The 14,575-nt window shown below is 34.9% G+C and carries 12 protein-coding genes; 6 read left to right on the top strand and 6 right to left on the bottom strand.

All coding sequences use genetic code 11. The features are described from left to right. Nucleotides 1-42: 42 nt before the first annotated feature. Nucleotides 43-1,011, top strand: coding sequence for a DEAD/DEAH box helicase (locus QZN33_RS08635; protein ID WP_296791080.1), 969 nt, complete (start codon nt 43-45; stop codon nt 1,009-1,011). A gap of 1 nt (nt 1,012) precedes the next feature. Here the strand turns inward: QZN33_RS08635 and QZN33_RS08640 are convergent, their stop codons facing one another. From QZN33_RS08640 to QZN33_RS08650, 3 genes are all read right to left on the bottom strand, one after another. Then, nucleotides 1,013-2,815 (bottom strand): ABC transporter ATP-binding protein, encoded by a 1,803-nt coding sequence (locus QZN33_RS08640; RefSeq protein WP_296791083.1) that lies wholly within the window; start codon nt 2,813-2,815, stop codon nt 1,013-1,015. Next, nucleotides 2,812-4,518, bottom strand: coding sequence for an ABC transporter ATP-binding protein (locus QZN33_RS08645; RefSeq protein ID WP_296791088.1), 1,707 nt, complete (start codon nt 4,516-4,518; stop codon nt 2,812-2,814). Before QZN33_RS08645 ends, QZN33_RS08640 begins: the two co-directional genes overlap by 4 nt. A gap of 87 nt (nt 4,519-4,605) precedes the next feature. Beyond that, entirely contained in the window at nt 4,606-5,406 is an 801-nt protein-coding gene (locus QZN33_RS08650; protein ID WP_296791091.1) for a DUF169 domain-containing protein, read from the bottom strand. 85 nt (nt 5,407-5,491) lie between these two features. On the opposite strand from QZN33_RS08650, the gene QZN33_RS08655 reads away from it, so the two are divergent. The 5 genes from QZN33_RS08655 to QZN33_RS08675 all read left to right on the top strand — a co-directional run bounded on the left by QZN33_RS08655 (nt 5,492) and on the right by QZN33_RS08675 (nt 10,470). Next, nucleotides 5,492-6,034 (top strand): RNase H family protein, encoded by a 543-nt coding sequence (locus QZN33_RS08655; RefSeq protein WP_296791094.1) that lies wholly within the window; start codon nt 5,492-5,494, stop codon nt 6,032-6,034. A 662-nt stretch (nt 6,035-6,696) separates the two neighbouring features. Continuing rightward, complete coding sequence (locus QZN33_RS08660) at nt 6,697-7,554, top strand: DUF1002 domain-containing protein (protein ID WP_296791098.1); 858 nt, start codon at nt 6,697-6,699, stop codon at nt 7,552-7,554. A gap of 77 nt (nt 7,555-7,631) precedes the next feature. After that, a complete protein-coding gene (locus tag QZN33_RS08665) occupies nt 7,632-9,263 on the top strand; it encodes a hypothetical protein (protein WP_296791100.1) in 1,632 nt (543 codons plus the stop codon). Between the two features lie 43 nt (nt 9,264-9,306). After that, nucleotides 9,307-9,681, top strand: a complete 375-nt coding sequence (locus QZN33_RS08670; RefSeq protein WP_296791109.1) for a nitroreductase family protein — start codon at nt 9,307-9,309, stop codon at nt 9,679-9,681. 594 nt (nt 9,682-10,275) lie between these two features. Then, a complete protein-coding gene (locus QZN33_RS08675) occupies nt 10,276-10,470 on the top strand; it encodes a hypothetical protein (protein ID WP_296791112.1) in 195 nt (64 codons plus the stop codon). A gap of 193 nt (nt 10,471-10,663) precedes the next feature. Here QZN33_RS08675 and QZN33_RS08680 read toward each other — a convergent pair whose 3' ends face one another. From QZN33_RS08680 to QZN33_RS08690, 3 genes are read right to left on the bottom strand one after another with little or no spacing between them, the layout of a single operon-like run. Continuing rightward, nucleotides 10,664-12,385, bottom strand: coding sequence for an MATE family efflux transporter (locus tag QZN33_RS08680; protein ID WP_296791117.1), 1,722 nt, complete (start codon nt 12,383-12,385; stop codon nt 10,664-10,666). Between the two features lie 8 nt (nt 12,386-12,393). Beyond that, on the bottom strand, nt 12,394-12,573 hold the full coding sequence (locus QZN33_RS08685; protein WP_296791120.1) for a hypothetical protein: 180 nt from the start codon (nt 12,571-12,573) through the stop codon (nt 12,394-12,396). A 22-nt stretch (nt 12,574-12,595) separates the two neighbouring features. Further along, entirely contained in the window at nt 12,596-14,089 is a 1,494-nt protein-coding gene (locus QZN33_RS08690) for an ATP-grasp domain-containing protein (RefSeq protein ID WP_296791123.1), read from the bottom strand. Nucleotides 14,090-14,575 lie beyond the last annotated feature (486 nt).

Raw genomic sequence — 14,575 nt, forward strand, 5'->3', positions numbered from 1 at the left:
AACGATAACATTCCTGAGGAGTTATTTGACACTAAGGTTAAATTGCTGCAGGATTCTTTAAAAGACTTTAAAATTATTGAAAATTATCTTTCCGAATACTGGTCAATATTTGATTTTATTAATAAAGGTTATCTGCTTTCCTTAAAGGAATTCAAAAACAGGTTCATGAAACCTATTGAAAATGATCGGGACATGGAAGTTTTAGAGGACTTCAAAAAGATTACTTCTCCCTTCATTTTAAGAAGGCATAAAAGTGATAAAGCTATTATTAAAGATTTGCCTGAAAAGGTCATTAATGATGTCTACTGCAATTTGACGTTAAAGCAGGCTTCATTATATGATGAAACTCTCAACGCACTGATTCGTGATGTTGAAGATAGTGTTGGCATTCAAAGAAAAGGGCTTGTTTTAAAATTAATCAATTCACTTAAACAAATCTGCAATCACCCTTCACACTATCTGAAACTGGATGAATTTGAAATTGAGGAATCCGGAAAGATGCAGGTTCTCATGAATATTTTAGAAAACATAATTGATTCGGATGAATCGGTACTGATTTTTTCACAGTATGTTGAGATGGGTAAAATTATTAAAAGACTTGCGGAGGAAAAATTTGGCCGGGAAGTTCTTTTCCTTCATGGAAGTGTTCCACATCGCAAAAGGGATGAAATGATTGACAGATTCCAGAACGGCGAAGCAAATATTTTCATACTGTCTTTAAAGGCTGGAGGCATTGGTCTTAATTTAACTGCTGCTACAAATGTTATCCATTATGATTTATGGTGGAATCCTGCTGTTGAAAACCAGGCAACCGACAGGGCTTACAGGATTGGTCAAAAGGATAATGTAATGGTATATCGATTCATAACAACTGGAACGCTTGAAGAACGCATCAACCAAATCCTTTTGGATAAACGTGAACTGGCTGAAATCACCATAGAATGTAATGAAAAGTTCATAACTGAAATGTCAAATGAAGATTTAAAGGAAATGCTGAAATTAAGGGAATAGTTTAGAGAGGTTCCTTGTTTTGGGTGTTTAATGTATGATAGTAATATCCCTTTTGAGCCAATAGCTCTTCATGGGTTCCGGACTCGATAATCTCTCCGTTTTCAATGACTATGATTTTATCGGCGTTTTTGATTGTTGACAGTCTGTGAGCTATTATAAAGCTTGTCCTATTTTCCATTAATTTATCCATTGCCCTTTGAATAAGCTTTTCGGTTCTAGTATCAACACTTGATGTTGCTTCATCCAGAATAAGAACCTCTTTTTTCGAAAGAATTGTTCGGGCAATTGTTAGAAGCTGTTTCTGGCCGTGTGAAATGTTGTCCGAATCCTCATTTAAAACGCTTTCATAACCTTCAGGGAGCTGTTTAATAAAATTGTCGCTGTAAACCTGCTTTGATGCATCAATAACTTCTTCATCTGTCGCATCAAGATTTCCGTAGCGGATATTGTTTGCAATCGTATCTGAAAAGAGCCATGAGTCCTGAAGCACCATGCCGATAAGTGATCTTAGAGAATGCTTGTCGTATTCCTCAATGTTTACACCGTCAATTCTAATCTCGCCTGAGTCAATATCATAAAATCTCATAAGCAGCTTGACGATTGTAGTTTTGCCCGCTCCTGTTTCACCGATGATAGCTATTTTTTGGCCTTTTTTAACGGTAAAGGACAAATTCTTAATGATTTTTTCGTTAGGAGTGTATCCGAAGCTTACGTTTTCAAAGGTTATCTCATCCCTGATTTCTGTAATCTGTTTGGTGGATGGATTTTCCTCATCTTCAAAGTCCAGAAATTCGAAAATTCTCTCGGATGCAGCCATTGCAGTCTGAATAAGGTTCATTACACGTGTAATCTGCTGAATTGGTCTTGTGAAGTTCTGGACATACTGGAAGAATGCCAGAATATCTCCGACAGCTATTGCTTTTTGAAGTACGAATACTGCGCCTAAAACGGCTATTGCAACATATGCGAAGTTGGATATGAAGTTCATCAGAGGTCCGTTAAGGCTTGAAAAGAACTGTGATTTCCATTCCTGGTCAAACCACATGTCATTGTCCTGGTTGAATTTTTCTATAGATTCATCCTCCTGGTTGAAGGCACGGATAATGTCATGTCCGCTGAATGTCTCCTCAATCTGCGCATTCAGAGACCCTTTAAACACAAGCTGTTTTAAAAAATAGCTTTGTGAGTGTTTTGTAATGAATCTGATAACCAGAAATGCTATTGGAATTAAAACAATTGTTGCAAGGGTCATCCAGATATTTATGGTAAGCATCATCAGGAATACTCCGACAATGGTTATTATTGCAGTCAGCATCTGAAGGAACGTCTGTGTTATTCCGTTTTGAAGGGAATCAACATCGTTTGTAATTCTTGATAGGATATCTCCTCTTTTATTCTCATCAAAGCTGTCCATGGGAAGATGAGTAATCTTTTCCATCAGCCTTTCCCTTAAATCGTAGCTGATTTTTGTTGATATTTCTATCAGCAAATAGCTTTGAAGGTATGAAAATACTGCACTGGTGATATACAGTACTACAACGATTGTCAGTGTGTTTATAAGACTTTCAAAGTCAATTGAACCTGTATTGTGAAGGATATTGTTGATTCCGTCAAATATTATTGTTGTTGCATATCCAATCATCAGAGGCGCAATAATGCTGAAAAGCGTTGAAAGCACCGCACATATTACAGTTATCGCCAATTTCAGTTTATGGTCTTTAAGAAGACCCAATATATTTTTAATGGCCTTTCTGTTGTCAACAGGCTTTTCCGGAGGCTTTCTTCTTATAGGTCTCGGACTCATAATGTCGCCTCCATACTGTCAATTTGGGTTTTTACAATGTCCCTGTATATATCGCAGCTTTCCAAAAGCCCGTCATGTGTTCCTCTGTCAACAATCTCTCCGTTGTCAATCACTAAAATCTCATCTGCATCCATGATTGTTGAAATCCTTTGAGATACAATCAGTATGGATGAATCATTAAGGTCTTTGAGATTGTTTTTAACCTTGCGTTCGGTATTCATGTCAAGTGCTGAAAAACAGTCGTCAAAAAGATAAAAGTCATGACGGCCGATAATCGCCCGTGCAATGGAAAGGCGCTGTTTCTGGCCTCCTGAAAAATTGGAACCTCCCTGTGTTACCTTCTCTTCGAGATTATCTACAAAATCGACCTGAGCTAAATCAAGTGCATTTTCGATTTCCTCATCTGTCGCATCGCTTTTTCCAATCTGCATATTTGATTTGATATCTCCCTGGAAAAGAATTGCCTTTTGAGGTGTGAAACTGATTTTGGACCTTAATGTCTTCAGGTTGAAATTTTTAATGTTTCTGTTGTCAATCAGGATTTCACCTGAACTTGGATCCTGAAGCCTTGGAATCAGATTGAGGATTGTGGATTTTCCGCTTCCTGTACCTCCGATAATTGCAGTGGTTTTGCCAGGTTTCAGTGAGAAATTAATGTCTTTAAGGGTTTCCTTTTCACTTCCCGGATACTTGTAGCAGACGTTTTTAAATTCAATTGTAGGATTATCACTGATTTGTGTAATTTCACCGTCGGTTATTGTAATTTCAGTATTTAAGACTTCGCTTACACGCCTTCCGGAAACAAGTATTCTTGGAAGCATAATCATAAATCCTCCAATCATCAAAAATGATGTTACGATTTGTGTTGAATACTGGATAAAGGCTATAATCTGGCCTGTAAGAAGTGAGCCGTCAAGTGCGCCGAATGCCCCATAGTAAAGAATTAAAACAATCATGAAATTCATTATCAGCATCATCAGAGGAAGCATTACAAGCATGTTTTTGAATACATAGATATTGACGTCGTAAAACTCCCTGTTGACCTTCTGGAATTTTGCCTCTTCAAAATCCTGTCTTACAAAAGCTTTTATAACCGGTATTCCGATGAGAATTTCTCTTGAGGTTCTGTTGATTTTATCGATGATTTCCTGAGTTATTTTAAAGTATGGAAGCACTCTTACAATAACTATGACTAAAAGGAGAACTACTGCAAAGAAAGTAACAAGGATAATCCATGAAAGGTCGGTTCCAAGCTCAAATGCCTTGATTATACTTCCGACACCCAATATAGGTGCAAAAAGCATTGTTGTAAAAATCATTCCCAAAACGTTCTGAAGCTGGTTTATGTCATTTGTTGAGCGGGTAATCAGTGATGAGCGTGAAATGCTGTTAAGTTCGTGGTTTGAAAATCTTAATACCTTTTTGTATACGATTTTCCTTAAATCCTTGGCATATCCTGATGAGACTCTGCTTGAAAAATAGGACACTCCGACAGTTGCAAATGCTGATATTGCCACCATTATAAGCATTACTGTACCTATATCTATGATGTATTGAAAATCAGCATTCTGAATTCCTATATCCACAATGCCTGCAGTGTACTGTGGCAGTGTCAAGTCGCAGTATGCCTGCACAAGCAGAAACAGGAAAATAAGAAAAATCTGCGGAATTTTATTTTTGATAGGTTTTAATAATTTTTTCATAAGCTCATCTGGATTTGTTGAATAATCACTTTTTTAATTTAAGGATATAAAAACTATTGGGATGGCGTTGTTAATAATAGTGGAAGATTATATAAATTTCTTCCACAAATCGGTCTGTAAAACACTGTTTTCAGCTAGCTTTTCAAGCTTTAAAAATAGCTCCCACGGCATGGATACATTCATATAGTCATTTGGTATGAAGTGTTTTATTTTGCTTCTTCCTGCAAAATCAATCGGTCCCAAAACCATGTTTGGGTCGTCACTTTCACCTTCCCTGAATGTAAAGCATCCAATAGACTGGCATGATGATGCCTGTGGTGTCATGATACATGCTGAGTTGTCCCTGAATGATGAATTGATCTGAATCATTGCTGTCAGTTCAATCGGGTTGACAGTAAATATTACTGATTCTGGAATTTCACCTTCTTTTAAATTCTCAATGCCTTTAAAAATAACGTACTGGCCTTCATCATAAACAGGTCTTGATTTTATACCTGCTTTTGCAGTTTCAAAATCACTGTAAATTCTCTCACCGTGCCTGAACATTTCACGGGCATGCTTCGGCATATGTTCAAGTCTTTTTTCATATGCTTCTCTATCCGGTGCTGAGTCAACTCCCAGGCTTAAAAATGTTGCCTGAAAATCAACTGCATCTTCGTTTGGAAGTCCTGACCCCCATCCGAAACCTACAGCTATTCCTCCGCAGGCAATATGTTCACGGCCGAAATAGGTTGTTTTTCTTTTTGCAATAGTCTGTGCAACAAAACTCATTACACATCCTCCTTTTCCCTCTTTCGGACCTGTGGCTTTTTCAGGTATTTCGTCGCTTTTGAGTAATACTATTGGCGGAAATTTCATGTCAAGTTCCTGTGATATAATGCTTTTCATATTAACTACCTCACTATTATTTTAATTTTTGGTGTAAAAATAAGTGATGGAAATCTTTTTAATTCAGCTGACAATAATTATTATTATGAATATTTATTCTTATTTTACCGACGGTGCCGCAACAATGGTTAAGGAAAACGGCAAATATATTCGAAAGGAAGGTGGCTGGGCATTCATACTTATGATAAATGGTGAGAAGGACTCAAATCAATCTGGAGGGTGCAGACTGACAACCAACAACGAAATGGAACTCTATGCAATATATGCCGCAATGAGGGATTTTTTAGATAAGTCCTCACCGGGTGATAAAATTGAAATATACACAGACAGCGGATACTCTATCGGAATATACACTCAATGGGCTAAAAACTGGGTTAAACGTGGCTGGAGAAAATCCGACGGAAAGACAATTGAAAACCTTCGGATTGTAAAGACAACCTGGAATATGATGAAAAAAATCGAAGATATGGGTTGTGAAATCCTTTTTGTTAAAGTCAAAGGACACTCCAACAATGTATTGAACAATGAAGCGGACGAACTGGCAGTTAAGGCTAAAAATACTGCTAAAAGAACTGGTGACATTATTGGATTTAATGGTAGGCCAGACCCTCTTCTTGGAACAAAATAGAAATATTATAAAAGAATTTAAAATTATCTGTCATTTTTTTAAAATGCTATGGTCGTAGTTAATGTGAAGCTATTTAACAATTTTGATTGTAATTTGGACTTTTCCTACAATCAAAGGAGATTAATATGGTATCATAATAGTTTTGTCAATACCATTATGATGATTATGCTAAGTTAATCAGGTATAAACATATCATTAACCAAATTTTCCATTTGGTGGTCATAATTGATCCTTCTTTTGATTTATGTTTTTGCCAAGTGGGATTTTCATCAAAACATACTTTTTGAATCTTTTCCGTGGCAATAATGCATAAATGCATAATATCGCCTTCTGGTCTTTAAAAGTTCCGTTTAAGTTTTTAATTATATTTTTCTTTCTATTTAAATCTTTAATTGATGTATTGGGAGTTCATTATTGCTTTTATTTGATAATATTGCTTTAAATTCAAAATATTCTTTTCATTTGTTAAAATGTGTGTATATAGCAAATATTTATCTGAATATTTTTTAGAAATACTTCTAAAATCAGCATTAATGTTTTATATTATTCTTTCATATTAAAAAATACTAAAAATATTTCAGAAAAACTATAAGTTTAAATACTACTTTGACTAACTTATGTTAGGAATCAAAAATTCCTATAATATAATTGAGGTGATAATAATGCGCAAAATTACATTCGCACTATTAGCTCTAATCCTCGTGGGAATGTTAATCCCGGCAGGATTTTCAGCAGATTCAAATCTCGTAATAACATACGGCGAGACAACACATGGAAATTCAAATTACAAATCAATAGTTGATTCATTTTTCTCTTCACAGGCAGGAATTGACATCAACAATGCTGAATCAAAAATAATCACAGCCGATCAGGTAAATCAGATATCTGGTGGAATAACCGGAAAAACTTACAGTTCAAATCAGATACTGTCTTCAGCACTTGTGGATTTAAATGACAATTCAAAACTCCAGGTAAGTGTTGACAAATCAAAAATCACCACAATTACCGGTGATATGTACATTTCAGCTTTAAAATCAGCTGGAATAACTGCAGGACATGTATACGTAACAAGTCCGGTATCTGCAACAGGTGAATCCGCTCTTGCAGGTATAATGAATTCATACGAAGAAGCAACAGATGTTGAAATTCCGGAAAATGTTAAACAGGCTGCAACAGATGAAATTCAGACTGAAGCACAAATTGTAAACAACTCCGGTGTAGATGCAGATTCTCTATCAAAACTGGTGGATGATGTTAAACAGGAAGTTTCAGGCAAAAACGTAACTGATCACAATACTATCGTAAATATCATCAACAACTACGTTCAAAACAACAACATCAACATTACCAGCGTTGATATAGAAAACCTGGCTAACACTATCGAACAGGTACAGAACGTCCAGGGTGACGTAAACTACTACAAAAATCAGGTAAGTGACTTTATGGGTGGAAATTCCACTGGCGGATTTTCACTTGACGGCTTGTTTGACTGGATTAAATCCTTTGTAAACGGGATTTAATTCCATTTTTCTTTTTTTGCAAATATTTATATCATTCGATAAATAGATTATTACACATCGTTTAAATGAGGTGTAATATGAAAAAACTATTTTTAACAGTATCAATAATTCTAATTTTATTTTTAGGTTTTGCTGCTGTCTCTGCTGAGGATAACAAAACAGTAGTGCAGGATAAAACATTTGATGCAATTCAAACAGCAATCGACAATTCAACAGAATCCAGTATAATCTATCTTGAAGGAACATATATAGGTTCAGGCAGTACAATAACAATCGAAAAACCGGTTATCATTGAGGGAAAAGACAGTGCCGTGCTTGATGCAAAATCAAGTTCACAGATATTCAATATCCGTGCAGATGGCGTCACATTGAAAAATCTAAATATCATCAATGGTGTTGTAAATAATCCGTCAGGAATCAACTATGGCGGTGCAATCAATGCTGAAGGTGATAATCTTAAAATCATCGGCTGTAATTTCTCAAAATCAACTGCAAGATATGGTGGTGCATTATACTCTCAGGGTGAAAATGTATCTATTATTAACTGCCGATTCAGCCAGAATACAGCAGAATACAGTGGAGGAGCATTTGAACTTGATGGAGCCAACAACTATGTTGATAACTGCATTTTCAAAGAGAATGTGGGGTATCATGCAGGAGGAGAAGTTGCATGGGTAGGTATCAACGGAATATTGAAAAATTCCGTTTTCAACTCCATTTCTGATACTTCAAAGGCCAGTCAGTTTGGAGGAGCAGTGGTATGGATGGCTTCGAACGGAACAGTGATGAGGTCTGTCTTCAACGGATATCATGCAAAAAAATACGGATCATCCATATACTGGGGAGGTGACAACGGAACAGTTTCCTATTCAATATTCCATTCAACCACTCCCTACTGGGGAAATCCTGATTATGCAATGGATAACTACTGGGGATTGAATATTGACTCTTTTGATGAGTTTACATCCAGTCAGCTGATTTACTGGAATGGAAACTATACTTATGCTGGAAGATGGGTAAATATCATTGAAAATGGAGGCTATGTAAACTTCACATCAAACGATGGCACTCCTTTAAGCGATTATCTGCCTGACTATAAGTTAAACTCAGAAGTGACAATTGCAAACAATACTTTCAGATATCCTGTTAAAACCAAAATAGTTGCATCCAATCTCATAACCTACAGTTTATATGATGGAAAAACATTAAAAGTCGCACTTAAGGATTCAGTCAATAATGCTGTGGCTTTAAAAACAATAAAAATTAAACTCAACGACATAACATATACAAGAAAAACAAATTCCAATGGTATTGTGAGTCTAAAAATAAGTCTGAAGACCCCTAAGACTTATACAGCAACAGTTGTCTTTACGGGAGATAAGGAATATAAAGCTATTAGTAAAAAGGTTAAAATCACAGTCAAAAAGCAGAAACCAGTATTAACACAAAAGACCAAATCAATGAAGCTTAAAACCAAAAATAAAGTAATAAAATTTGTCCTGAAAAACCAGTTTAAAAAAGCACTTTCCAAAAAGACAGTTAAACTGACTATAAACAAGAAAACATATTCTGCAAAGACAAATTCAAAAGGGATAATTTCTTTTAAAGTCAAATTAACTGCTAAAAAGAATTATAGTGCTGCTGTTAAGTTTGCGGGAAGTAGCTATTATGATAGTATTTCCAAAAAAGTTTCCGTTAAAGTAAGGTAAGTGGAGTTAAACTCCACTTCCAGTTGCTATTGTGATGTTTTCTGTGTATAAATGTGTGGAAACCTTGAAGGAGTTGTCCGAATCAAAGGACATGGGTGTCAAATTAATAGCAGGAGCAAATAATGCAATAGTTGTTATTGCAGACGGAAACCTTGCAGACACATGGGTTGAAGATTCATCAATCGCACTGACACACATGCATCTGATGGCCACAGAACTTGATATCGGAAGCTGCTGGGTTCAGGTACACTTAAAAACAAAAGGCGACCAGGATTGTGAAGATGTCGTCAGGGATATTCTTAATCTCGACTCACATTACAGGATTGTTGGAATTCTTGCATTGGGCCACAGCAACAAAACCCCAAGACTATACACTCCTGAAGATATTGACAAATCAAAAATACGCTACATTGATTAATTCCAAAAATGGACATTGTTAATATTGATGGTGGAGTAATAGCCGCATTATCTAGTGGAAGATGCTCTTTGTAACTTCAATAAATTTTTAAAATAACATTTGCTATTCCTATAAATGTTATCTTTCATTTTTTTAACTTATTATTGTAAAAAAAAAGGCATTAATGATAAACATGTAGTTATTCAAAACTTATTTTTTGAAAATTTTAATTGAAAGGAATCTTAAAAAATTGTGAATATTTAACTTGCATGGTTCTGATTCATTGTTGATTATTGGTGATGTTGTAAAAGAAATTTCAGGACCTAGTTTCATTGATTCACAAACAAAATTACTTTATTTGTTAACTTATAATGTAACAATCTTAATTTTTAAAAATTTAGTTACTTATAATGCTATAATTTCATATTATAAAATTAATAGTTATATAAGTTTATAATTTTTATTTTTAAAAAAACATGAACTTATCTGTTATTAATTTAGGCAAATAACAGCGGAATTATTGAGAATATGGTATATTTTGAACTCTTAAGAAGAGGGTATGAAATAACCATTGGTTGTGTTGGGGATTATGAGATCGATTTTGTCTGCAAAAAAATGGGTGAAAGAATCTATGTTCAGGTAACAAGGGAACTGTCTCATGAGGACACAATTGAAATGGAATTCAGACCGTTGCTTCGGGTTAAGGACAATTACCCAAAATATGTGATATCAACAGATGAGTTTGACATGTCAAGAGATGGAATAAAGCATATGAATATTTTAGATTTCTTATTGGGTGATGGAATTTAATTGAGCTATTGGATAAATAATATGTTATGCCAATCCAATGAAGCTAGTCAAAAGGAGTCAGAAGTTGCATAATACAGATTCGCCACTGTATTGGGAATGAATCATTTTTATTAAATTATTTTTTTCAGGATTGCTTTCAATTTAAAACAATTATGTAGCAACCATCAGAAAACTGAAACATTTACGTTCCAAATTACTTTTTGATTGTTATTACAACATTGTTCAGTCCCAATATCTCTGAGTAATCGATGTTGTCTGACAATTTTTTCAATATGGAAATGTTTGATTCGGGATTGTCCTCTGCCAAAAGACCTATTGCCTTTCCGGAATATTTGATTGAAATCAAAATCGAATCCTCATCATTTCTGATAACGGAATCAATCAAATCCACTTTATCATTGCTTTCAAGGATATAGATTACCATATCTTCAACGGCCATACCAATCAGAGCTGACAGTTCATTGCCTGAAAAGAATTCCTGGACCTCTTTTGAAATGTTAACTGCATCTTCAATATTTCCCTCGATTGTAAACTCGAACACTTCTCCTTCAGCATTTTTCCTGTTTAGGAAAAATCCAGTATATTCACCGTTAGATTTACGGACAATCCATCTGGAATAGATGAAAGTTACAGCGACTGTTGCTAATTCACTTAACACCAGTGCAAACCAAAATCCGTTGCTTCCCCAGAAATGGGATAAGACAGTTGCCAAAACGACCGGGAAAACCAAGCCCTGAAGAAGTGATATCATATTGGCCAGTCTGTCGTTTTCAATTGACTGGGCGTAGAAAATATACAGATAATTAATTGCAAAACTCAAAAAGCTGAATGAAACTATTCTAATTGCATTCATTGCAATCGGAACATGCTCAGGATTGTGCATATTGAATATGAAAAGCACTATCTGAGGGAATATGCACAACAGTGCATTGAAAAAGATTCCAAATCCCATAACTAGTTTAACTGACTTTTTAATGACATAATCAACACCACTATAATCTTTTTCCTTATAATATACAGTGGTAATCGGTAAAATTGATTGTGTCGTACCTAAAATGAATATTTCAACTAAAAATGTTGCATTATAACACATATTCAATGCAACAAGTCCAATTTCCCCTAAAATCCCTGCAATTATTGCATTTAAAACCAGAAATTTAAGCATAATGTACAAGGTAATTGAAGCAGATGAAAAACCTGTCCTGCAGATATCGACCAAATAGCCAAAAATCTTTGAAGATTTAACATTAATAATCTTTAATGTCCTGCTGGATTTAAAAAAGTAAACTGAAATGTATATTGCCCCTACAATACTGCCTAATGATGTAGCAAGTGCAGCGCCTCCTATTCCATAGTTTAAAATTTTCATGAAAACAATATCAAAAGTTATATTTACAATATTGGACAACATGAATGTTTGAAACTGAAGCTGGACAAAATCATCGTTTCTGATGAAATAAGCCAGAACAATCTTATAGCATTCAAATACAATACCTACAAGATACAGGTTAAAATATTGTGCGAAATACTGTTTCATATTTGGAGAATGACACAGAAACTGGATAATCATATCCTGAAATATAAATGACAATATTGTTATGATAATTGAAATCAGCAAGATTCCAATTATAGATACCGAAAAGAGTTCATTACTTTTCTTTTTATCGAATTCCGCTTTTGCAAGGTTACATAGTATGCTTCCTCCAAAACCTATTAGCCAATATACGGTATTTATAAAGCAAACAAAGGGCTCCATAGTCTGAACAACAGATAAAAATGTGGATCCCATAAAAAGGCTTATGAAAAATGCGTCAATGAGCATGGCAAAGTTTCCAGCAATTGAAGTCAGCAATGTCGGAAAGAGCAATTCCTTGAATTTGGAGTTCAGTAAATTATAATTTCTTGTATAATTCATAATGAACACTATCTTTTAGAAGCAATTAACATTCTCGGCAATTTATGTACTGGCAATTCGATTTTAAAGTTCAGGAATTTGACAAGCGCTTCAGCGCCCAGCCTTCCATTTGGAATATGGTCATAAGTAGTTTTTGGAATATATATTCCTCCGCCAACCTTAACGGTTTTTAATGTTTTTAAAAGCAAGGCTGCGATTTTTTCATCGCTTTCATTTCGCTATGCTTTTGTTTAAATTTATTAAAACGCAATCGAATTCACCGTCGATTTTATCCAAACCTTCTGCATCCGTCTGAACTATGGACAAATCATCAAAAAAGGTGTCAGTAACCAGTAATATGGTACCATAGGGTTTCAGATTATTCACAATGGATTTGATATCATTCAAATAACTTAAATCATCAATATTGGCATTTTCATGTGTCTCTTCACTTAACACCAGCTGAAAAGCACGCTGTTCAAGGCTTCTGAGGAATTCCAAATCTTTCATTACCTGATTTTTATCTTCATGAACCAGATATATGTCGCCCGGACTTGTTTCTATATCTTGTGTCTTTAGGAAAAATTGTGAATCCTCAATTTGGCCTATCAAAGTCCTGTGATGACTTTTCAAGTTTTTTCCAATATTCTGCAATGGGGATGACTTGGCAGTAATGTCTTTTGGCACGATTATTGACTTTAAAACACCATGTGCATATAATTCATAGGGCTTTTGGCGGTCCTGATGGAATTTATCTGGATTTAAATATGAATCAAGTGAACTGTCGGTTTCATGCTGTCCGGAAATCTTATCAAGGAATTTTGCATCAAGATTACCACCATGAGGACGGCAATTCACTTCTATCAATATGGGTCCCTTTTCATCAATCATGTATTCTCCATGAACCGGACCGTATTTGATGCCCAAAGCATCGGCAACATCATAAGCATATTCGACAAGTTCCGCTTCTCCAATTCCCAATTCATTTATCGTTTCGTCATAGTCATAGACATGGCCACCTTCATGGGTCTTGATTTTGTGATACTTCCAGATGGTTGTTACTCGATGAACACCATTGCAGGACATGAGATTTACAACATACTCCTCACCTCTAATGCGTTCCTGAATTAGAAGCTCATCCAATTCAGTTCCATAGGCATTTGTTGAATTGAATAGTTCATTTAGGGATTTTATCATTTCCTCCTTATTTGAGCATATTCTCACACCCACTGAACAGAAGCTGTATTGTGGCTTTATTACAACTTCATCAAGATGTTGGCTGTCATAATATTCAATGGCCTCTTCAACACTAGTTACGATGCGGCCCCTTATTGAGCGAAGGTTATTTTCGGCCAGCCTCTTGTGCATTTCATTTTTTAAGGTCATGGCATCCAAGTTTTCAATGGGATTGCACAATAGATTCAAGTCATTTGCCAATTTTGTTGCCAATATGGCTCCATCTTCAGTTCCCGGAACAACAACTAATGGGTCAAGTTTTTTAACCATTTCGAGAGTTTCTTCATATGTGCCTTTTTCATAAATCAAATCATAATCAGCATTTATCAAATCGTATCCACTTCTGACTTCTTTTAAATGCATCTCCGCTTCCTCAGTATCACTAAATGCATTCATTTCCAAAATAACAGGATTACAATTCCTGTCAATAATGTCTTGAATATAATTAATTCCTGTGGATTTGCATTGAACAACAACAATATTTCTCATAAAAAATCAATCCTGTCAAATTTTCATCTCTTCTACTTTACAGTATATAATAATTTTATATATAATTTCTTTTATTCTTATTTTTGCTATGTTTTTTCTAGACTCTTTCAAAAACTTTGTTGATTTTCAAAATCCTTTTTGCGATTGTCGTTCCAAATTAGATCTCTGCGATAGATTCGTTTTAAAACGCCTCGTTTGGTCTTGAATGTTCGTTTTCTGGATTTTGGCATTGTTTTTTGGAAGGCATTTTCAATTTTGTTACTTGTTTTTTCAATTCGTTTGTCTTTTAATCACTGGATGAAAATCATATTTACGATAAATTAAAGATTGTACTTCATTTTTGAATTCATTATAATCATTTAAATCGAATACTTTTCAACAGTTGTTTCATCTTCAGTATCGTAAATTGCATCGGCTACGATGCAATTTGAAATAGAATCAAGTAATGTGTGACGATATTTCCATTTTCCGTTGATTTTTATCCAT

Source organism: uncultured Methanobrevibacter sp., assembly GCF_900314615.1.
In the GTDB taxonomy this organism is placed as follows: Archaea; Methanobacteriota; Methanobacteria; order Methanobacteriales; family Methanobacteriaceae; genus Methanocatella.